The organism is Peribacillus sp. NPDC058075 (genome assembly GCF_042885195.1).
Taxonomy (GTDB): domain Bacteria; phylum Bacillota; class Bacilli; order Bacillales; family DSM-1321; genus Peribacillus.
Map to the genome: position 1 here is coordinate 3,369,576 of NZ_JBHVSL010000001.1, position 20,607 is coordinate 3,390,182.

Annotated in this window: 19 protein-coding genes and 2 pseudogenes; 10 read left to right on the top strand and 11 right to left on the bottom strand. The window is 39.3% G+C overall.

The genetic code is table 11. The features are described from left to right. Nucleotides 1–486 precede the first annotated feature (486 nt). Nucleotides 487–2,088: a bifunctional metallophosphatase/5'-nucleotidase gene (locus tag ACFVS1_RS16745; protein WP_387548896.1), complete on the bottom strand. Its 1,602-nt coding sequence runs from the start codon at nucleotides 2,086–2,088 to the stop codon at nucleotides 487–489. Between the two features lie 380 nt (nucleotides 2,089–2,468). Between ACFVS1_RS16745 and ACFVS1_RS16750 the strand changes: the two genes are divergently transcribed. Then, entirely contained in the window at nucleotides 2,469–3,881 is a 1,413-nt protein-coding gene (locus ACFVS1_RS16750; protein ID WP_387548898.1) for a PQQ-dependent sugar dehydrogenase, read from the top strand. 53 nt (nucleotides 3,882–3,934) lie between these two features. Here the strand turns inward: ACFVS1_RS16750 and ACFVS1_RS16755 are convergent, their stop codons facing one another. The 3 genes from ACFVS1_RS16755 to ACFVS1_RS16765 all read right to left on the bottom strand — a co-directional run bounded on the left by ACFVS1_RS16755 (nucleotide 3,935) and on the right by ACFVS1_RS16765 (nucleotide 5,507). After that, nucleotides 3,935–4,492 carry a hypothetical protein gene (locus ACFVS1_RS16755; RefSeq protein ID WP_387548900.1) on the bottom strand — a complete coding sequence of 186 codons (558 nt, stop codon included), beginning with the start codon at nucleotides 4,490–4,492 and terminating at the stop codon, nucleotides 3,935–3,937. A gap of 181 nt (nucleotides 4,493–4,673) precedes the next feature. Beyond that, the gene (locus ACFVS1_RS16760; RefSeq protein ID WP_352922327.1) at nucleotides 4,674–5,057 is read right to left on the bottom strand and encodes a cupredoxin domain-containing protein; all 384 of its coding nucleotides are present in this window, start codon (nucleotides 5,055–5,057) and stop codon (nucleotides 4,674–4,676) included. A gap of 87 nt (nucleotides 5,058–5,144) precedes the next feature. After that, nucleotides 5,145–5,507 (bottom strand): group I truncated hemoglobin, encoded by a 363-nt coding sequence (locus ACFVS1_RS16765; RefSeq protein ID WP_387548902.1) that lies wholly within the window; start codon nucleotides 5,505–5,507, stop codon nucleotides 5,145–5,147. Nucleotides 5,508–5,847: 340 nt separating this feature from the next. Here ACFVS1_RS16765 and ACFVS1_RS16770 point away from each other — a divergent pair, with 340 nt between their 5' ends. The 4 genes from ACFVS1_RS16770 to chrA all read left to right on the top strand — a co-directional run bounded on the left by ACFVS1_RS16770 (nucleotide 5,848) and on the right by chrA (nucleotide 8,995). Then, nucleotides 5,848–6,060, top strand: coding sequence for a hypothetical protein (locus ACFVS1_RS16770; RefSeq protein WP_387548904.1), 213 nt, complete (start codon nucleotides 5,848–5,850; stop codon nucleotides 6,058–6,060). A gap of 526 nt (nucleotides 6,061–6,586) precedes the next feature. Beyond that, nucleotides 6,587–7,459, top strand: a complete 873-nt coding sequence (locus ACFVS1_RS16775; protein WP_387548906.1) for a DMT family transporter — start codon at nucleotides 6,587–6,589, stop codon at nucleotides 7,457–7,459. 397 nt (nucleotides 7,460–7,856) lie between these two features. Beyond that, on the top strand, nucleotides 7,857–8,444 hold the full coding sequence (gene chrB, locus ACFVS1_RS16780; RefSeq protein WP_387548908.1) for a chromate efflux transporter ChrB: 588 nt from the start codon (nucleotides 7,857–7,859) through the stop codon (nucleotides 8,442–8,444). Then, nucleotides 8,444–8,995 (top strand): chromate efflux transporter ChrA, encoded by a 552-nt coding sequence (gene chrA / locus ACFVS1_RS16785; protein ID WP_352922340.1) that lies wholly within the window; start codon nucleotides 8,444–8,446, stop codon nucleotides 8,993–8,995. The genes chrB and chrA overlap by 1 nt, the downstream gene beginning before the upstream one ends. Before the next feature lie 38 nt (nucleotides 8,996–9,033). Here chrA and chrS read toward each other — a convergent pair whose 3' ends face one another. Further along, a complete protein-coding gene (gene chrS, locus ACFVS1_RS16790) occupies nucleotides 9,034–9,510 on the bottom strand; it encodes a chromate efflux transcriptional regulator ChrS (protein WP_034315019.1) in 477 nt (158 codons plus the stop codon). Nucleotides 9,511–10,361: 851 nt separating this feature from the next. Between chrS and ACFVS1_RS16795 the strand changes: the two genes are divergently transcribed. The 4 genes from ACFVS1_RS16795 to ACFVS1_RS16810 all read left to right on the top strand — a co-directional run bounded on the left by ACFVS1_RS16795 (nucleotide 10,362) and on the right by ACFVS1_RS16810 (nucleotide 14,217). After that, a complete protein-coding gene (locus tag ACFVS1_RS16795) occupies nucleotides 10,362–11,753 on the top strand; it encodes a HAMP domain-containing sensor histidine kinase (RefSeq protein ID WP_387548910.1) in 1,392 nt (463 codons plus the stop codon). Next, nucleotides 11,731–12,408, top strand: a complete 678-nt coding sequence (locus ACFVS1_RS16800) for a response regulator transcription factor (RefSeq protein WP_387548912.1) — start codon at nucleotides 11,731–11,733, stop codon at nucleotides 12,406–12,408. Before ACFVS1_RS16795 ends, ACFVS1_RS16800 begins: the two co-directional genes overlap by 23 nt. A gap of 1 nt (nucleotide 12,409) precedes the next feature. Beyond that, complete coding sequence (locus ACFVS1_RS16805) at nucleotides 12,410–12,961, top strand: TVP38/TMEM64 family protein (protein ID WP_387548914.1); 552 nt, start codon at nucleotides 12,410–12,412, stop codon at nucleotides 12,959–12,961. Nucleotides 12,962–13,440: 479 nt separating this feature from the next. Beyond that, a complete protein-coding gene (locus tag ACFVS1_RS16810) occupies nucleotides 13,441–14,217 on the top strand; it encodes a SurA N-terminal domain-containing protein (protein ID WP_387548916.1) in 777 nt (258 codons plus the stop codon). Between the two features lie 84 nt (nucleotides 14,218–14,301). Here ACFVS1_RS16810 and arsC read toward each other — a convergent pair whose 3' ends face one another. The 3 genes from arsC to ACFVS1_RS16825 are packed head-to-tail and all read right to left on the bottom strand — an operon-like array spanning nucleotide 14,302 to nucleotide 16,412. Beyond that, nucleotides 14,302–14,721 carry an arsenate reductase (thioredoxin) gene (arsC, locus tag ACFVS1_RS16815; protein WP_352922353.1) on the bottom strand — a complete coding sequence of 140 codons (420 nt, stop codon included), beginning with the start codon at nucleotides 14,719–14,721 and terminating at the stop codon, nucleotides 14,302–14,304. A 32-nt stretch (nucleotides 14,722–14,753) separates the two neighbouring features. After that, nucleotides 14,754–16,052 carry an arsenic transporter gene (locus ACFVS1_RS16820; RefSeq protein WP_387548918.1) on the bottom strand — a complete coding sequence of 433 codons (1,299 nt, stop codon included), beginning with the start codon at nucleotides 16,050–16,052 and terminating at the stop codon, nucleotides 14,754–14,756. An 18-nt stretch (nucleotides 16,053–16,070) separates the two neighbouring features. Continuing rightward, the gene (locus ACFVS1_RS16825) at nucleotides 16,071–16,412 is read right to left on the bottom strand and encodes an ArsR/SmtB family transcription factor (protein WP_352922358.1); all 342 of its coding nucleotides are present in this window, start codon (nucleotides 16,410–16,412) and stop codon (nucleotides 16,071–16,073) included. A 665-nt stretch (nucleotides 16,413–17,077) separates the two neighbouring features. Here ACFVS1_RS16825 and ACFVS1_RS16830 point away from each other — a divergent pair. Beyond that, nucleotides 17,078–17,446 (top strand): annotated as a pseudogene (locus ACFVS1_RS16830) (DUF1259 domain-containing protein). Between the two features lie 212 nt (nucleotides 17,447–17,658). Here the strand turns inward: ACFVS1_RS16830 and ACFVS1_RS16835 are convergent. The 3 genes and pseudogenes from ACFVS1_RS16835 to ACFVS1_RS16845 all read right to left on the bottom strand — a co-directional run. Then, a pseudogene (locus ACFVS1_RS16835) lies at nucleotides 17,659–17,856 on the bottom strand (flavoprotein); the annotation flags it as partial. Between the two features lie 54 nt (nucleotides 17,857–17,910). Beyond that, complete coding sequence (locus tag ACFVS1_RS16840) at nucleotides 17,911–19,326, bottom strand: SpoVR family protein (protein ID WP_352922360.1); 1,416 nt, start codon at nucleotides 19,324–19,326, stop codon at nucleotides 17,911–17,913. Between the two features lie 163 nt (nucleotides 19,327–19,489). Continuing rightward, complete coding sequence (locus tag ACFVS1_RS16845) at nucleotides 19,490–20,569, bottom strand: YkvI family membrane protein (RefSeq protein ID WP_352922361.1); 1,080 nt, start codon at nucleotides 20,567–20,569, stop codon at nucleotides 19,490–19,492. Between the last annotated feature and the right edge of the window lie 38 nt (nucleotides 20,570–20,607).

Consider the following 20,607-nt stretch of genomic DNA (forward strand, 5'->3'; position numbering starts at 1 on the left):
TGCTATTTACTGCTATTTACCAAGTAGTGCGGTGTGGTTGATTTCCCCTCCAGATGCTCGCTTTCCGCGGGGCGGGCGGTGAGCCTCCTCGGCGTAAACGCCTGTGGGGTCTCACCTGTCCCGCTGCTCCCGCAGGAGTCTCGCACTTCCGCTCCAATCAACCTTACATCGTTTTGTTTTAAAAACAACAATCTTTACGAAAAGAGCCTTTAATTTAGTGATGTTCTATTCATTTATCTACTGTCGTATGACACATTACCCCTTTGCTCAAAAACCCTCCGAATATTTATTCTTCCTTTATTGATAGGAAGATTTCGGGTGATGTATCAAATATCATCTTTACTACAATCATTAAAGAATCAAGGTAAAATTAAAAAAGCATGAGCCCGGTAGATTACCGGATTCATGCCCTCAAGGATGCCTAAGTAAATAAAGTGTCTAACTTTTTGGGTTCACTTACTTATGCAAGTCCTAGTATTTTCCCCTTCATTCTTTCAATGAAGGTTGAAGAATATTGTGGGGATACTTCTGTTGGATATAGCGCATTAGTGCAGTGACAACCTGCGGACCGGATTCTACGAGTCTACCTTGTTCAAATGCAGTGAAGTTATCACCGCCTGAAGCTAAATAATTACTAACCGCTACTTCATACTCTTTGCTTGCCTGAATCTCTTGACCCTTCATGTCTTTCAGCCCATCAATGCGATTGCCAATTGGAGCATCGGGGTCCCAATTATACGTTAAACCAACCGTTTGCAACCTATTTTCATAATTTTTCGCCCACTGCTGTTCTAAAGCAAGTTTTATTTGGTCTCCTGTTAAGATTAACTTACTGATACTATTACCCATAGGCAAGCCTGTATAAAGGTCTTCTACAGTGATCTCCCCTTTTTTAAAACTTTTCCGCATTTCGCCTTGATGGACAAAAGCTATATTTACTCCCATGGCTTCCCGCTCAGAATCTGCAATCATTTTCGCTAATGGAGATTCACCGTTTGCATCTTGATTTCGTTTAATTTCTTCAGGCATTTGTCCTATTACCTGATTAAAGTGGCTCCCCAATCTTTTTCTGTATTTTTTTAGAAGAGCAACCGTTTCTTTATCTGGTTTTATTTGATGATGTGCCGTGACAATAATCTTTGCTTGTTTCTTAACGACATTTTTAGTATGTGGGTCAATTTCAAGTTTTACTTGAGAATAAGCTTTCCCATTAGAATACGCTTGAACGATCAGTTTACCGGCTGCAACGGTATTGGCATATTCATGGCTGTGACCGGCAAAAATGACATCGACCTCATCATCGATTTTTGGAGCCATCTCCACTAAAGCTCCACTGGAATTTGCTCCTGCCTTATCTGATTTAGCTGAATCATGTGCCAGTACAACCATTACTTTAATCCCTTTTTCCTTTAAAATCTTAACGGTTCGGTTAATAGCTGAAACCTCATCCGTAATTTCTACTTCTTTTCGATTTTCAGGTGCCACATACAGGTTGGTCTCTTTTGTTAACACCCCGATAAATCCAATATTAATTCCGTCAATTTGTTTAATAACATACGGTGGTAACAAGGGAGTACCCGACTTTCTATCGATTATATTTGCAGAACTGTAAGAAGTATTGGCACCTTGAAAATAACCTGTTTTTTTATTGAATCCTCCATAAATAAGACGTTTCATTTCATTTACGCCTTGGTCCAATTCATGATTTCCTGGTGTCCCGACATCAAAGTGCAGAAGGTTTAAAAATTCAATCGTGGGTTCGTCTTTAAATTGAGAAGAGATTGGAGGACTTCCTCCTACCATATCACCTGCATGGACAAGTAATGTATTTGGGTTTTTTTGTTTATATTTTTTTAGATGGGCAGACAGGTATTCAGCCCCACCTGCCATGGTTCCTGAAACCATTTGATATTTATTTAGTTGGCCGTGAAAATCATTAACGCCTAACAAATGTACTTCAATATAGCGGTTGGATGTGGGATGATTCGTTGTGGAATGATTAGATGAGAATGCTGGGATTTTATAAGTTACGAAAATGAGGACAAATACCAAGATGAACAAAGAAGATATGGCCTGAAATTTTGACAATTTTCGATCCCTCCCTCTAGATGTAAATTAAGAATAACTCTTGAATTTTATATCCGTATAAAGGGACCGTGATTTTTTGTTATATTTCAGATAATAATTGTTAAGTTAACACAGTACATGCATATCTTTTTAAAATACTCATTCGGCTTAACATTTAGAAATCTGATAGCAATAAATACCGTTTTATTTAAACAGGCTCCAATTTTTCTACCCATTAATCCGATAATACTTGAATTTACCCTCCTTCATAAAAATTCCACTTATTTTAGTTCAACTAACGTACTCCTTTAGGTAGATTCCCCGGTCTAATTTGGTACTAATGGACGGCTCTAATCATATTCTTATAAAAAGAAAACAATTAAGAAGGGGTGCATAGTCAGTTGATAAAAGTTAAGGTTGGTTTACGGCCCATTGTAAGTAAAATAAATTTACCTACTGTTTTGAAAACAACCATACTTCCAGGTGACTCAATTGAAAGATTATTTATTGCAACCCAGGTAGGAGAGATCTTTTACATAGGAAACGGAGATATAAGGACTTTTTTAGATATTCGCCCGCGAATCCTGAAACTGGGTGCTTCTGGTGGCGGATATGATGAACGGGGATTGCTAGGACTAGCGTTTCATCCCGAATTTTATTATAACGGTCTGTTTTATCTTCATTATTCACTAGCTGGAACACAAGGACCAGGTGCTCTTCCTGAATCTTTTAAGCCTGATCCGTGTGATCCCAAGACTTTAAACATAAGGTGGATAAATAGAGAAACACAATATGATCATATTGATACAATTGAAGAATGGATTTTACAATCGAATGGTCAACCCCAAAAACGACGGACATTACTTAACTTAAGAAGACCATTCTCCAATCATAACGGGGTCAATAGTTTAAACTTTTCACCTGAAACAGGAAAACTTGTTTTAACAACCGGAGATGGTGGATCAGGCTTTGATCCATTTAACTTAAGCCAGGATGATCTAGAAATCGCCGGTAAAATAATTGAAATGGATGTAGGTAAGAATATGTACGTCAATGATCCACCCATTGTCACACGTTTCAATGAACTTCCCACACCCATACAGGAAGCGCTCATGGTAATGGCCAAAGGGGTTCGCAATATACCAGGCATTTCATTTCAAAGGTTTTATAATCAGTATATTAAATATGCGGGAAATGTCGGCCAGAATTTGGTCGAGTCGATTTTTTCATTCGTTCATTATAAACCAATGCCGGTTACTCAGCTTATTCAAGCTTCTTTCATGAATTCTGAACCTGACAAAGAAGGATTTATTAACTTTGGCTGGCGAGGTTGGGAAGGTGCTTTTCCTGCTTCGGTTATAAAAGGCTGCACTGAAAATCAGAATTCGGATGAAAAAACAATTGCTTATTACAATGAAGCAGCTTCACTTTCAGCGAGTCGTCTTCAGCCTTTAACTAGTTATTTTCATAAAGATAACAGACCCGATAAGTTTGGAGGAACTGCACTTACAGGAGTGCAGGCATATATGGGGAAAAGCATCCCTTGTTTAACAGGAAGCGTTGTGTTTACCGATCTTGCCCGGAAAGAAACTCAACCACAGGTTAGAGGGGCTCTGGCTTATACCACCGTTAGACCAAATGGTGAACAAAATGATTTTAGTGTGATACAAACCGATTATGATTTTGGGTCTCAATCAGCTTATTATGTTAATTTGGGAACGAATCTGGATCAAAGCAGATTATATTTAGGGGTTTATGGCTCTATGAAAGTGGCTGATTTCAACCAGGGTACTGTTTTTGAAATTGTTCCATGAATCATAACTATAAAATTCTTGATCATTCGAAATGAAAAGCAAGTGATGGAGAATCACTGAATTATAATCCTTTTTAATCTTTTAAAAAGGAATAAAGCAATTTCAACCCATAACCAGCTATAAATGAAAGCAAAAATAAAGCCAGTTATAAGAAATGAAATGGAAACAGAGACGCCTGGACCTAAAACCGGAAAGTGAAAAATAAGTATTAGACTCATAATCCCTAACATTAAAAGAATGGCACCAGCAGCGATAATAATTATTCTCTTCCTAAAGAAGTAAAAAGATGCCCCTATGCCCATTCCTAACAATCCTGTTGTAAATGGAAATACAATCAGTTCAGTTGGCTGCAGGATGAATAACAACATAATTGTCAGAAGGTAGGTCATCACTCCATATGGAATGGAAAACAGGGAACATAACAGAATAGGTGCAGTGGCTAGCGGACTTATAAAATATCCTATACCTGGTAAAAAGCCCGCAGCAGCCTGTAGAATAGCAGCAATACAGGCAAAAATAGACCCTAAAATGAGCTTCATCGTTTTTTTACGTCTATTGAATACTATTTGAGATAAACGAACCTCATCAGAAATGGGTTTAAAAAAATACACCTTTCCACCTCCTTTTAAATGGTTGTTACGTTACGATACATTATATTACCATTTATTAGAGGTGGAACCATTATTAATGATCCAAACATCGATATCCTGTGTAATGAAAAATAGCTTAATAAAAACTCTCTCTAAACTTAATCACCTATTTAAAAAAACAAGGCCTTATTGGCCCTGCTTCTTATTTGACCATTACTTTTCCAACCATTCCTTCCTGGAAATGGTACCGGCATATCAATTCATATGTACCGGGCTGTTTCGGTTGCACGGTAATGGTTTTTTCTTTACCTGGCTGGACCTCGGCGTCAATTCCGAGCTTTTCCACTGTGAAGGTGTGTTCCTTTGTACCTTTGTTTTTCAATATCAACGTTGTGGCTGTTCCATTCGGAATAGTGATGACATCCGGATTAAAGGAATCGTCGTTCAACTCGACCTCAATCGATTTCATCGTAGGCTGAGCTACAACACCGGATTCGGCATATACGCCGAATGAGCTTAGCGATGTCACAACTACAAACATTGCAAGCACAACGACCAATCCTATTACCCGCTTTTTCACAGACATTCGCAATCCCTCCTTCCCTATCACTATTTTTTCTCATTCATAAAATATTATTACTATTAATTTGGTTGCAAACTAGCTCAATGACAATCATTTATACAAGATATCATCTCTTAGTGCAGCAACTTTAGTTAAAGCTGTATCTATGTCAGCTTCATTCACTCCAAAGTGAGCTAGTGCATCATTAAGATGCTTTACAATGGCATCGAAATGGTCTGGTTGCAAATTCAATCCTTGGTGAGCTTTTGCCATGGATTGTCCAGAATATTGTTTTGGCCCACCTAATGCAAAACTAATGAACTTTGTTTGATGACGAAGTTGCTTTTCCATATCCGTCTTTTCAAAAAAATGGTTAACTGTCTCATCCTTAAGAACCAATTCGGAGTAAAAATAGTCCACAACTTTTGCTATCGCTTCTTCTCCGCCGACTTTTTCATAAAGTGTTTGTTCCATATATACACTCCTAACTTGTAATTAATAGAAGTATTCTCTGTAGAAAAGTTGTTTTTATTCCTTATCTTTCTATTTAATTCCCTTTTGCTGAGATCCACTTATCCTTTTATATTTTGCTCCAATCAACTTTATTTTAACTTTAGAGACCTTTTGTCTACAAACAGAGCGAAGCGAATAGTGTTCGTCCACAATATTTTTTCAGCAATTAATAACCACTATTGGGTAATGAGTTCTCCTATTTTTCGAGTTTGCACCCCATTAAAAAGTTACCAGTTTGCCCAAAAAATAAGTATAAGAATGTAATAGATTGGATAAACTAATAAAAAAGGAGTGGGAGATTATGGAGACTAAAATTAAAGAAGGAACGAAAGAAATGTGGAGCGAAATTAATGCATGCATAACTCGGAAAATTAATGAAAAGCATGATTTATCTTTTCAAAAGAAAAGCAATGATAATTATATGAATCTATATATTCAAACAGCCGTATTACACACCCTATTTGAACTATCAGATGAGTTCAGGAAAATTGAAAGAAAATATAAGGGATTGTGACGCTTCCGGTAAGGCCATGCACCAAATTTAACTTAACGGTGGATTAGGATTAAACTCTTTAAGGGAGCTCTTTAATCCTAATCCGCTTTTTCTTTTCAGCATGATCACTCACATTATTATCTACTGATACACATGAAAAAAACCCCACCTGATCTATTAACAACTGGTGGGGTTTCTATTTGGCATAATGGATTCTAGTTGGGGTTTTAGTATACTATCTAGATTGACGGATCATCATGATGGTACGCTAGCTTTAATACTATTATATGTTGTTTTATCAATCTAAAATCTTGTATATTTAAATGGGTATATTTTGTAACTTACTGATGTTTGAAACGAATGATCAGTAGCAGCTCGGAATAGCTAAATTCATTAAAAATTAATATTTTTTGAAAGTGAGCTGAAAGCTGATGATGTGGTCACCACTATTTGAAAATGATGTACCTGCAGTTATTCTTCCTTAACGGCAGAAAAATTGCATCTCCGTTAAGGACTGGAAATGTTTAGTTGAAACGGAGGGTACAAAATGAAAAACACTATATTAGGTTCTTTATATTTATCACTCGCCGCTAGCATTTGGGGCGGGATGTATGTTGTGGTAAAAGTTGTGGTAGACGTTGTTCCGCCACTTGAATTAGTATTATTACGATATGTAATTGCGATTTTAGCATTGCTGACAATTGGTTTTATAACAAAACAATCTTGGCGGATTGAAAAACGAGACTGGCTTTTGGTTTTCATTATAGGACTTATTGGAAACACAATTTCCATCGTAACCCAGGAAGTCGGTACACTGCTATCCACTGCACAAATGGGAGCTATCATTACTTCCACAACACCTGCATTTATGGTGATATTTGCACGAATCGTTTTAAAAGAAAAGATCACTTTCAAAAAGTCAATTTCTGTAATTTTAGCGACAATCGGAGTCGGGATCATTGTCGGGAATGCCCATATCGGTTCATCTCACCAACTTGGGGGCCTATCACTGCTTATTGCTGCCTTAACTTGGGCACTTATGTCTGTTCTAATTAAACGTGTCCCTGGGCAATATTCACAAATTGTTATAACGACCTATGCAGTGCTTGTGGCAATTGTCTTTTTAACACCTGTTACGATCAGTCGATTGGATGAGCTTGATTTTCATGCAATCATCCATCCATCCATATGGGGCGGCCTCTTATACTTGGGCGTTATTTCTACAGCATGTGCCTTTTTACTGTGGAATCGCGGACTGCAAATGCTTACCGCTTCAAGTGGTGGATTATTTTTCTTTTTACAGCCTATAGTCGGTACTTTTTTAGGTTGGTTAATACTAGGTGAACAAATCGGCTTGTCTTTTTGGATCGGCACAATATTAATTTTTATCGGTGTGTTATTAGTCATTCGGGAAGAATAACCCACATTAAAAGGTTTATTAGAGTTATATATTAAATTGTCCCTATAGAACGGCCTCTTAAAAAAAGGCTGCCTATAGGGTTCTTTTTTGTTTTAAAAAGGGGATTGCAGAAAAAATTGTTTTTTATTTGTAAATCTCCTTACTCATACCCCTTTATGTTAATAATAAGGTGGAATCCAACTCATCGCCACACCGTCCCAATGTTTTCTTGGTTCTTATGACAAAAAGATGTATTATTATATTTTTTTCAGCTGATTATGTTGAAAAATTTCAAATATACAATCATTACGTAATTATTATTATTATTTTATGTACATTTCGAAAATTTTTTTGTTATCATTAATTCATAATCTTTTGGAAATGAATGCTAAATTTTATAACAAAGGAGGAATCGTTCTTGAAAAATCCATATACGGAATTGACGATTGGGATGATGAGAACGGGGATATTAGGTTTCGGCGGCGGACCATCAGTCATCCCGCTCATCCGCCACGAAGCCGTTTCCCGTTATCACTGGCTCGACGATGATGAATTCGGGGACACTTTGGCGATTGCCAATACACTCCCAGGACCGATTGCCACGAAGATGGCTGCATATCTTGGTTATAAATTAAAAGGCTGGCCGGGAGCCATCGTAAGTGTGGCCGCTCACGTTTTACCTTCATGCATTGCGATGGTTTTCTTGATTGCTTTCATTAATGTTCTAAGTAATTCCGAAATGATTAGTAATATGATCGCTGCTGTAATGCCGGTGGTTGCCGTCATGCTTGGTCAAATGGCTTATGAGTTTGGCGAAAAGGCGGTAAAAGGGTTAGGAAAGGTGCTCGGAACGACCTTTTTTGCGATTTCCTTTTTGCTCCTGCAGGTCATTTCCCTGCATCCAGGTATCGTCATCATGATTTTTCTTATATATGGAGCGTTTCATTTTAAATTAAAGGATAGATTGAAAAACAAAAAGAAGGATAGGAAGGAGGAATCCGCTTAATGGGTCTTATTATCCCAATAGGAGTTGCTGTTTTTCTGGCGTTTTTCATAGCCAATATGCTTGGTTACGGCGGAGGTCCAGCCTCGATTCCGCTCATGTATGATCAAATCGTCACCCGTTATGGCTGGCTTGATAATACCGAATTCTCACAAATGCTTGCGTTAGGAAATTCACTTCCAGGACCCATCGCCACGAAAATAGCCGCATATGTCGGATATGACGTATATGGCTGGCCAGGATTTCTGGCTGCATTGGCAGGCACGATCATCCCTTCAGCCGTGGCTTTGATCTATTTATTAAAAATCCTGCGAAAATATAAGCAATCCCCTGTTGTAAAGGGCATGTCACTGCTTGTACAGCCCGTGATTGCGATCATGATGTTATTACTCACCTGGAATATGGCCGCGGATGCGGTCGGGTCCATCGGCTACATCCATTCAATCGTCATCGCTGGATTGGCTTTCTTGGCTTTAGGTAAATTCAAGATCCACCCTGCATTCGTAATCATTCTTGCCTTTATGTACGGCGGCATTATCATCCCCCACACATAATAATAATAAAAAATCCGCCTATATAGGGGGATTTTTTATTAAAGCTTCATGCCCATCCGGCTTTTATAGCGTTTAATGAGAATTTGGCAATCAACGCTGACAACACCGACGACCGCATACAGCTTCTCATTTAGAAAACGTTCCATCTCTTGATTATCGGTAAAGATTCCGTGCATATGGAGTTTACTCGGACCGGTCATATGATATAAACTCGTTACTGCCGGTTCACTTTCTAATTGCTGCGCGACTGATTCCAGATATTTTGGCTCGACCTCAACGTTAAAAAATGCCGAGACATGGATGCCGACCTTAGCTGGATTTATGACCGCAGTGAACCTCTCGATCACCCCGTTTTCAACAAGATGATTAATTCTCATCTGAACCGCAACTCTGGAAAGCTCCACTTTCTTCGCTAAGTCGGTATACGAAATTCGTGCATCTTCATGTAAAACCGATATGATTTTCTTATCGATTTCATCAACTTTCAAGCTGGGAATCTTAAAGTCCTCTGCCATCCTACGTAACTCCTTTTCGATTTCTTTATTCCATTATCTCAGAGAACACTATCGGATCACAACAATCTACCTTTTCCCTTCTAATAAAGCAGGAATTTTGGGCAGCCCTCATGTTCCCTCTTCTATTTGCATATGAATGTCCATCATATATGTAGCTTTTCAAACTTAAGAAGCAACATTTCATCCAGCTGAGTGCAGCTGCCAAAAGTGGAATTCGATAGACTCAGCGCCGGACAAATTGACCGCACCGCCGACACCCCCTTGAGTTCCAGACTGCAAGTCCCCCCTCCTATTTCGAAAATAGGAAGGCGGGGGTTTTACAGCCCGTTTAATGCAGGATAAAAGTTTATGAATTTCCAATGGACTCTTTCTCAATCCTTTGTTTGAAAGGTCTTTGCGATATTTTTATATTCCTCATCATTGAGAATGCCCATTTTTTTGAATAATGCGGAATAAGCCATTATTTTTTTCTGCGTACGGTTTGTACAATTCATATGAATCAGCTCCTTTTTTACATAGTATTCATTTACGACAAAATGTTTCCTTAACACAAAATATTTTGAATAGACTAAATAAAAAACCTAACCATTTCAATTCAATTATGAATAATCATCATCTATTTTTTAAATAACCACTTCCAAAAGTGTTATTGAACGGAAAAACCGGTTCCCCCATTACCATATACAAGACTGAAAAAATGCAGTTTGGGTCCATTAATATATTGTACTTCTTGCAACAAGTCATCTTTCGGATTATCGTTGTTTAAGAGATGCGAAGAAATTGAAAATACTGCATACTTTCTTCATACTTTTTCGCTAAACTGACTTTATTCCATAAGAGGGTGAATGCTCATGAAAATCTCCTTTAAGCTCGGACTATCTATATTTGTTTGCATTTTTTTGATGGAAACCGTTTCGATGATTTACTTGCATAGTAAAGTGATCCATTCCCGTATCGATCAAGAATTGGAATCACTGAAGGCCCGTGGCAATAGTCATCGTGATGTGTTGGAAATCACGTATTCCGACTCTACCCTTCAGCATATCTGCCTGATGGAGTACCATACCGATACAGATGTCGTGATTACGAACACTAGGGGAGATATTCTGATATCTTCCGAAAAGGTAAATGGGGGAATGAAAAAAATCTTGGCAAAAAACATCCCGAAACTATCCCGAAAAGGCCTGGTCATCCAATCAAGATGGAAGGATGAAAGATATATTGCCACCGTTACGCCATTTATCAGTGATAAAGAAAAAAAAGGCTATGTTTATATGTTCAAAGATACTAGGGATGTGGAGGATTTAATCGCACAATTGAATAGGCATTTCCTTTTTGCGACTGCATTGCTCCTTTTCTTCATGCTTATCACCATTTATTTTCTATCAAAAGCTTTGACTAGACCTCTTATTTCGATGAAGGAAGCGACAACCAAGCTCAGCAAAGGGAATTTTTCAGTGGCTGTGCCAGTACGATCTCATGATGAACTCGGGGAGCTTGCCCAATCCATTCAAAGCTTGGCTAATGAATTGAACTACTTAAAGAAGGAACGCAATGAATTTTTGGCAAGTATCTCTCATGAACTGCGCACGCCGCTAACTTATATCAAAGGGTACGCTGATATTGCCCGCCGGAAAGACTTGAATGCTGCCGAACGAACCCGATACTTAGAGATCATCCATGATGAATCCGAACGATTAAACAGATTATTGGACGAACTATTCAATATGGCTAGAATGGATGTAAATACATTCACCATATCAAAAGAAACCGTCCAGCTCTCTTCATTCCTGCAAAACATTCATGAAAAAGTGCTGCCGGCATTTGCAAATGAAAGAATTCAATTGAATCTGGAATGTAAGGATGATTTATTTATAGATATAGATCCCTCACGGTTTGAGCAAGTCATTCTTAACCTGCTTGATAATGCGCTGAAGTACTCGAACGAATATACAGTCACCACCATCAAAGCCACTGAATGCCTTGGCAGGATTTCCATCTCCATAATCGATCAAGGGGTTGGCATTCCCCCTGAAGATATCCCCCATATCTTTGATCGTTTATATCGTGTCGAGAAATCTCGCGCCAGAGATACTGGTGGATTCGGTTTGGGGCTCTCCATCGTCAAGCAATTAGTGGAGATACAAGGAGGAACCATTTCGGTTAAAAGCGACTTGGAGCAAGGAACGTGCTTCACTATCACATTTAAGGAGAAAACAAATGAAGACAATCGTTCTGGTTGATGATGAAAAGAGAATGCTTGATCTATTAGAGTTATACATTATGCCTCACGGATATACATGCTTGAAGATGAAATCTGGACATGAAGCTTTACAGTTCTTAGCGCATAAACATGCGGACTTAGTCCTTCTTGATGTAATGATGCCTGAGATGGATGGGTGGGAAACGTGTGAAAGGATCCGTTCGATTTCCAACATTCCCATAATCATGCTCACCGCCCGGGATGCTGCACAAGAAATGGTGAAAGGGTTGAAAAAGGGTGCAGACGATTATATTACGAAACCATTTAATGAAGATGTTTTACTTGCCAGAATCGAAGCAGTGACGCGGCGAGTGCATAATCCGGACGATACTATGATCTTTAAGGGACTAAAATTAAATGAATCTGCTTACGAAGCACATTATGATACCAAAACAATCCCATTGACACCAAAAGAGTTCTCACTGTTGTGCTTGTTTTTAAAATCACCAGATCAAGTGTATTCCAGAGACCACCTGCTTTCGACCATATGGGGATTCAAAACGGATACGGAAGACCGGACTATCGATTCCCATATTCGAAATATTAGAGAGAAATTGCGTCATGCCGGTTTTCCAGCAGATCAACACTTGAAAACGGTCTGGGGCATCGGGTATAAATGGAGTTCTGTGGATTGATATGAATTTCATTTCTGAGGCATTACTATCCAGCGGCCCTTTTTCCATTGCTGTAAGTTTAGTATTCAATATATTGATTAGCGTGCTTGGTTTCATTCCAAGCGTATTCATCACGGCCGCCAATATCACCGTATTTGGATTTGAAAAGGGATTGATCCTTTCTTACATGGGAGAAATTGTTGGTGCAGTGGTAAGCTTTTGGTTATATCGAAAGGGCTTTCAAACATTCCAACCCAAGTTCATGAAGAACCGGTGGGTCATGAAGCTGCAAAGGTCACAAGGGTTTCATGCATTTTGGATGATCCTTTTGCTTAGGCTCCTTCCCTTTATACCATCCGGCGTGATCAACCTTACAGCAGCATTAAGCAAGACGGGACTGATGATTTTCTTCCTCGCCACATCCATCGGAAAACTCCCTGCCCTCCTTGTCGAGGCGTATTCGGTGACACAAGTATTGAAGGCATCGGACGATGTAAGGATTGTTTTGGTATTGTTGATTCTGGTAATCGCAGTCGTTTATTACTTTACTAGAAATAAGAAAAAAGGAATATAGTAAAAATCCTCTCTTTCAAGAATCAGTAACCCTTGGTCTCCAAGGGTTACTGCCAGATTCAGAAGGCGGATGAGGCATGACCCCATTATATCGGGGAAATATATTTGACGAGTTCTTTGATTTATTCACTGTGCCGGGAACGGCTTCGAAGCCTCTTCATTAAAATAGCAAAAGAAGGACACCACCCATACAAGTTTTATATAAAATAGATAATATGCATCATTTTGTGAATGAGAGTTATCATACAAGTTTCTGACTGCACCAGATATCAGTTTTCGGATTGCCAATAAAAATTTTGCATGTCGAAGGGTAAATGGGTTCATTTCCGCTAATGTTACACTTATATAATGAGAGGATGCCTATACTATCTTCCTGTTTTCTGGAAAAAAAGAATGAATTTATTGTGTTTTAATGGGAAATTCCTTTATAATGCGCATTAGATGATTTTTTTAGCATTGAATACGAGAGGAGACTGAAATATGAAGAAACTATTGTACCCAATCATCATTGGATTATTGGCGGTTGTTCTGACGGCTTGTGGTTCGAACGATGAAGCTGATAAGAAAAATGACGAGAAAGAGACTAAAACAACTGAGAAAGAAACAGCTAAAGCAACTGAGGAACAGCAAAAACAGATGGAAGAAATGCAGAAGAAACTAGACAAGCAAAAGGTGGACGAAAAGAAAACGGTGGCCATCGTCAATGACGAAAAAATTTCAGGTGCGGAATATAATACCGTGTTGTCTACCACACAAATGCAGATGCAGCAATTCGGACAAGACCCGACAACCAAGGAGGGCGCCAAACAAACTAAAGAGCAAACCCTCAACTCTTTAGTGGGGCAAACATTGCTTCTTCAAGCAGCAGATAAAAAGGGCTACACCGCTTCCAAGGCCGAAATTGAAAAGCAATATGCCGAAATCAAAAAGCAATATGAGAGTGAAGAGAAGTTCAAGGAAGCATTGAAGCAAGCAGGTCTGAACTCGGAAATGCTGAATGCTCAGATTGCAGAGAATATCCCATATACGAAGTACGTTGAAAAAGAGATTAAAGTGGAAGAAGCAACTGATGAAGAAATCCAAAAGTATTATGACCAGGTTGCAGAGCAAGCTAAGACAAGCGGACAGAAGGTACAGAAACTCGAGGAAATGAAGCCGCAAATCAAGGAACAACTAGAGCAGCAAAAGAAACAAGAAAAGCTTGTGAAGCATGTGGAAGAACTTCAGAAAAATGCTAAGGTCGATATTAAGATTTAATGATGAAAAGAGCTGCCTATTTTGGCAGCTCTTTCTTTATGGTCTTTTGTCCGCCTGCTACCAACCACGGCGTTTCAATTTTATCTATTCACCCGTTTTAGAGAAACGTTCAATTCTTTCTCCTATTTCATCACGAACACGTTGGAAGGTCGCCCATTTTTCTTCATCTGTTCCTTCCGCTTTTGCCGGGTCATCAAAGCCCCAATGTTCACGTCTAACATGCGGTGGCGTCATGGGACATTTGTCTGCCGCATCACCACATAATGTAACGACAAAATCAGCATTATTCAATATGTCAGGCTCGATGATATCCGATGTTTGATTGGAGATGTCCAATCCAACTTCATTCATTGCTTTTACAGCTTTTGGATTTAACCCATGGGCCTCGATCCCTGCACTAAGCACTTGCCATTCGTTACCTAAATATTTCTTCCCCCATGCCTCTGCCATTTGGCTTCTGCAAGAGTTCCCTGTACATAAGAAGTAAAGTGTTTTTTTAGCCATGCTGTATCTCACCTTTCTTTGTAAGTAAGTGTTTAATGAATGATTTGCAACCATACATATAAGCCAACTAATGTGATGAACAATGTTGGGATGGTTAAGATGATACCCGTTTTAAAATAGGTTCCCCATGAGATTTTCACGCCTTTTAATGAAAGGACATGCAGCCACAATAACGTAGCCAAAGAACCGATTGGAGTGATTTTCGGGCCCAAGTCCGAACCGATGACATTTGCATAAACAAGGGCCTCTCTGATTGCGCCTGTTGTATGGGTGTCGGAAATGGCAAGGGCATCAATCATAACGGTTGGCATATTATTCATAAGTGATGACAGAATGGCAGCGATGAAGCCCATTCCAATTGTTGCTACAAATAATCCTTGATCGGCGGTAACTTGGATCAAATCCGTTAATACGTTCGTCAAGCCAACATTTCTTAGACTGTACACCACTACATACATCCCAATTGAGAAAAAGACGATTGCCCATGGTGCGCCTTTGATAACGGTTTTCGTGTTGACCGCTGGACTCCTTCTAGCCATCATGAGGAAGAAGATGGCGACAATGCCTGCAATGATGGATACAGGAATGTTGAAAAATTCACTGATAAAATAGCCAACCAGCAGAACACCTAAAACAATCCCAGACAGGCGAAACATTTTCACATCACGAATGGCATCCACTGGCTTCTTCAATTGAGCCATATCATAATTCTTCGGAATGCTTTTTCTAAAGTACAAATATAATACCATGATGCTTGTTGCTAATGAAATCAGGTTGGGAACGATCATTCTAGATGCAAACTCAATAAACCCGATATCAAAAAAGTCAGCAGAAACAATGTTGACCAGATTACTTACCACAAGCGGTAAGGATGTAGTGTCGGCAATAAACCCACTTGCGATGATAAATGGGAAGATCATTCTCTCTTCCAACTTCAAGTTTCGAACCATCGCCAATACTATCGGAGTTAAAATGAGAGCTGCTCCGTCATTCGCAAAAAAAGCAGCCACAAGAGCACCAAGGATACTTACATAGACAAACATCCTTACTCCATTTCCCTTGGCGGCTCTCGCCATATGTAAAGCTGCCCATTCAAAGAATCCAATTTCATCTAAAATCAAAGAAATAATGATAATAGCAATGAAAGCCAACGTCGCATTCCATACAATACCCGTAACGGCAATTACATCGTTAAAGTCAACCAACCCAACGAGTAAGGCAAGTACGGCACCCCCGCATGCTGACCATCCGATTGACAATCCCTTCGGCTGCCAGATGACGAGAATGAGTGTTAATAAAAAGATGATAACTGCCAAAATAACCGATCCCACTGAAGTAGTACCTCCTAGTTAGTCACAACAAATCCGTTTTCCTTGTGCTGTTAAGTTTTCTAATTTAAAGTTTTGACTTGGCAAATCCTTGATGACCGTCTGAATAAATGTGTAATAGAAAGAAGACGGGTTTAACGAATAAAAAACCCATTGTCCCCTCCTCGCTTCATTCACGATCCCGCTATCTTTCAACTTTCGTAAATGCTGGCTGATAGCTGGCTGGCTCATCTCGAATAGGTCCACAAATTCACAGACACAGCATTCATGCTCATCCATGATCTTAATCATGGTCAAACGGGTTTTATCACCTAGTAATTTAAGAATGTTTGCCGTGGTTTCCAAATCCAGCGCTTCATTCATAGCTTTTCATCCCTCCTAGCACAAAGTAAATAAGTATATGCTTATGTGATTATGCATTATCATTGTATAAGCATATTCTTATTTAATCAAGTGATAAATATTCAACGATATAATTTTAAAATTCAGTCTGCTTAATAGATGTTTCATAAAGGGTGTTGTTGATTTTCTTGATGAACTAACGGGGCAGGAACATTGAAATCAAAGTTCGAGAAATTCTTTTATAAATGGTTTGCACAATTTTACGTGTCAAAAAATTAAAAAAGAAAAGATATCGTGCTTACTATATATAAATAAGTAAGTGTTTTTATGAAAGGCTGATTTCGCATTCTTTGTTGCTATTTACTGCTATTTACCAAGTAGTGCGGTGTGGTTGATTTCCCCTCCAGATGCTCGCTTTCCGCGGGGCGGGCGGTGAGCATCTGGAGGCGTAAACGCCTGTGGGGGCTCACCTGTCCCACTGCTCCCGCAGGAGTCTCGCACTTCCGCTCCAATCAACCTTAAATCGTTTTGTTTTAAAAACAACAATCTTTACGAAAAGAGCCTTATGAAATGACCCATTAAGGTTTGTTATTTCAGCTCATTTGCCCTATCTTAAATAATCGACTCTCATACATTAAAATCAGATTAGTTAAGGGTACAATTGGTTTTTATAAGGAGTGAGTATTATGGGTAAGGACTCAAAAAGGGATTTATGTAGTGAATTTGCAAGGATTCTTGACGGTGATGCACGTTTTATGAACGGAATATGTCTAGTTCAAAGATTTAGAGACATACCATTTAAAATACTTGGAAGGAGAACGAATTCACCTTGGTAAACCCTCAATTTTTCACCTTTGAGAATTTAGATAGTAAAGGAAATGCTCTTAAATCTAGGTGAAACGGTTCTACTTCAAGTCGAGGTAAATCCATTGTTAACGAAATTAAGAAAAAGGGATATTATTGTAACAGCGGTTCATAATCACTGGTTGTTTGAAAACCCTAGAGCCATGTATATGCATTTTGAATCAATCGAACCACCACTGGAATTTGCTTAAAAAGTTCGGGAACCATTCAAAGTTTTAAAGGGTTAATTTGAAAAACAATCTAATCAGGATCTGGAAAAGGCTCCTTTTGTTATGGAACGAATGGGTGCGGGTTCCATATGGAAAAAGAAGACACAACAAGTAGTCCGCTATCCGAAAATAATTTAATGTGCATCAAAGTTTAATGTAAAAAGACCAGCCTGGTTTCAGACTGGTCTTCTATTTCATTCACAACTAGAATTATTTTTAATATCCAACCTGACTGGAACAGGTCTGCCGCAGCAAGAACTATCGATTGTTTCAGTTGGAGGAATATCAGAGTCGCAGCAACTGGATGCGAGATTCACACTGCAAACTCCTGTTTCAGGAAGTTGCAAGCGCACTTCTTTTGCCCTCTCGACATCCCCTGTTAGATAAGCTACTCTTAATGAGACAGAAACAAGAAAACGGCCGAGTGTCCGGCAGTTTTTTCTGCTTTATAAATATTTCCGGTGAATACCTTTTCCATCATAGGAAAACAGGACTTCTTTTCCTTCCATGACTGATTCCATATGCACAGGGCGGCCCCAGAGCTGATAGATATATGGCATGACTTTTTCGAGATATTTCAGATCCAGTTCAATATCTTCATACCAATGTTTTAGATAAAGTTCCCCATTGCGCATGAAGTCCCCATCATTTACTGTGATATAGGGGAATCCGCCGTTAACCCTCATACTGACGAGTTGATCACGAACATGTTCCCATGACTTATCGACGATTTTATAATCCTTGCCCTGCTTTTGGAATAAGTACATATCTTCCCGCATGACCAGATCTTTCGTTAAATAATTGCGGAGAAAGGAAATATCCGATTCGATTTCCCTGACTTCGAACATCTTTTCCCGGCCAGATCCAGGCTTGACGCCCAGCCTGATCATTTCTTCGGTTGGATTATCATAGCGTTCTTCAATATCTTCAAGCACTTTCAAGCCGAGATAATAAGGATTGATGCTGGTCCGTGATGGCTGAACCACGCCTGCGTTCAGTTTCGCGAATTCAATGGCTTCCCCTGAGGATAGATCCAATTCACGGATTATGCGCTGATGCCAGTAGGATGCCCAGCCTTCGTTCATGATTTTCGTTTCCAGCTGCGGCCAGAAATACAGCATCTCTTCCCTGATCATCGTCATGATATCCCGTTGCCAATCGGTTAAATCCCTGCTGTACTGTTCTATGAAAAGCATAATATCCTTTTCAGGCCTTGGCGGGAATTTTTTTCTTTTTTTAATGTTGGATATCTTCGGTTTATCCTTATTATCAAGGTCCCATAAATCATCGTATTTTGTGGCTGTCGGTTTTATTTCCTCTTCTTCTTCTTCATCCTCCATCGTCCAGGCAAGCTTTGGTCTCATCAGCGACGGATCGATATGTTCTTCAATGGCTAAAAGTGCATCAAGGAAGGTCTCCACCTCCTTTTTACCATGCAGGATTTCATATTCACGGATTCTTTCTGCCGTTGCCGACATACTTTCTACCATATCTCTCTTAGTATTATTGAAACGTATATTATTCTTAAAGAAATCACAATGCGCCAAAACGTGGGCAACAATCAATTTATTTTGTACAAGTGAATTGGAGTCCAGCAGAAAAGCGTAACAAGGATCAGAGTTAATGACCAGTTCATAGATTTTGCTTAATCCAAAGTCGTACTGCAGCTTCATTTTATGAAATTGCTTCCCAAAGCTCCAATGAGAAAAACGGGTAGGCATCCCATAGGCACCAAATGTATAAATGATTTCTGAAGGGCAAATTTCATAACGCATCGGGTAAAAATCCAACCCGAACCCTGTTGCTATTTCGGTAATTTCACTAATGGCATATTCCAGAGCCTTTTGCTCCGCTTCATTCATCCGATATCCCCCTTGTCTTTCGCCTTTAAACTAATGTATGAAAAAAAGGAGGAAAAATGCCGTGATCATGAGAAAGGTCTTCGATAACAGAAAAAAAAACACCTCCATGAAGAAGATGTCAGACCAAAAGTTTCTTGCAGTTATGCACTCAGTTCCTTTGAAATTAAAATTTCGCGAATTCCGTATTCACAGCCTCTTTTTTCGTTTTAGAACGGACCCAGGAAATGATGAGCGCTGCAATGATGACAAAACCTAAGTATCCTGTGACTGGATATACCGTCCCGACCAATTTTATAAAGCCAACGAAACTTGCAAGAAAGGCGAGTATCCCGACCATAATCACGGATATTTTAAAGCGTTTCGTTTCGGCAGGCACGAGCCTTGCGGTGAATGCATACAGCATCCCGACAGCGGTATTATAAATCATTCCTAAAAGGATGATTGATAGGATATATCCCAACCATGGAGAAATCTGATTCGCTAAATGAAGGGTAGGCATTCCTGAGCCTTCTATGCCCTTCAAGTCGGACATCATCCCCAAATTGATCAAGAATAGCAGGATCCCCAAACCGATACCTCCTAGAATTCCTCCCATACCAGCCTCTTTCTTATTCTTGAAGGTCCCTCCCATTACGGCTAGCATGGCAATTCCGGCAGTCATATTATATGAAACATAAAGTAATGAACCCATCACCCAATTCCCGGTTGCAGCCGTTCCTTTACTTGAAGATGAAATGATTTGATTGAAACTTAGATCGGATGTGAAAAATGAATAACCTGAAATAATGATCATGATAACGAATAAAAACGGTGTGATGGCACTAATGATGGACATTATTTTATTAACATTAAGTAAAAGCGTACCAATCGTGAGCACCGTCATGACGATTGCACCGACTATACTTGGAATCCCGAATTGTTCCTCAAAAATCGTTCCGGAACCGGCAATCATGATGACTGTAACGCCAAACAAGAAAAATGTGATGATAATATCGACCACCCTGCCTATATAACGGCCACAAATATGATCGATGATGCTTTTATGGGAGCGTGTTTGGAGAGTGCTCCCCAACTGGGTAACTTGCATGCCTAAAAACGCGAATAATGCTGTAGCCACCACTATTCCCAATACACTGTAGATTCCAAAACTCGTGAAGAACTGTAATACTTCTTGTCCTGAAGCGAAACCTGCTCCAATGATGATACCAATATATGCTCCTGCAAGATTTATACTGTTTTTCATATCAAATACCACCCTAATTATATGATTATTCTGATAAT

Bases quoted from the DNA above. Each gene is read 5' to 3' on its own strand.
- ACFVS1_RS16760 (WP_352922327.1), bottom strand. From the start codon at position 5,057: ATGTCTGTGAAAAAGCGGGTAATAGGATTGGTCGTTGTGCTTGCAATG.
- ACFVS1_RS16765 (WP_387548902.1), bottom strand. From the start codon at position 5,507: ATGGAACAAACACTTTATGAAAAAGTCGGCGGAGAAGAAGCGATAGCA.
- ACFVS1_RS16770 (WP_387548904.1), top strand. From the start codon at position 5,848: ATGGAGACTAAAATTAAAGAAGGAACGAAAGAAATGTGGAGCGAAATT.
- ACFVS1_RS16775 (WP_387548906.1), top strand. From the start codon at position 6,587: ATGAAAAACACTATATTAGGTTCTTTATATTTATCACTCGCCGCTAGC.
- chrA (WP_352922340.1), top strand. From the start codon at position 8,444: ATGGGTCTTATTATCCCAATAGGAGTTGCTGTTTTTCTGGCGTTTTTC.
- chrS (WP_034315019.1), bottom strand. From the start codon at position 9,510: ATGGCAGAGGACTTTAAGATTCCCAGCTTGAAAGTTGATGAAATCGAT.
- ACFVS1_RS16795 (WP_387548910.1), top strand. From the start codon at position 10,362: ATGAAAATCTCCTTTAAGCTCGGACTATCTATATTTGTTTGCATTTTT.
- ACFVS1_RS16800 (WP_387548912.1), top strand. From the start codon at position 11,731: ATGAAGACAATCGTTCTGGTTGATGATGAAAAGAGAATGCTTGATCTA.
- ACFVS1_RS16805 (WP_387548914.1), top strand. From the start codon at position 12,410: ATGAATTTCATTTCTGAGGCATTACTATCCAGCGGCCCTTTTTCCATT.
- ACFVS1_RS16810 (WP_387548916.1), top strand. From the start codon at position 13,441: ATGAAGAAACTATTGTACCCAATCATCATTGGATTATTGGCGGTTGTT.
- arsC (WP_352922353.1), bottom strand. From the start codon at position 14,721: ATGGCTAAAAAAACACTTTACTTCTTATGTACAGGGAACTCTTGCAGA.
- ACFVS1_RS16825 (WP_352922358.1), bottom strand. From the start codon at position 16,412: ATGAATGAAGCGCTGGATTTGGAAACCACGGCAAACATTCTTAAATTA.
- ACFVS1_RS16840 (WP_352922360.1), bottom strand. From the start codon at position 19,326: ATGAATGAAGCGGAGCAAAAGGCTCTGGAATATGCCATTAGTGAAATT.
- ACFVS1_RS16845 (WP_352922361.1), bottom strand. From the start codon at position 20,569: ATGAAAAACAGTATAAATCTTGCAGGAGCATATATTGGTATCATCATT.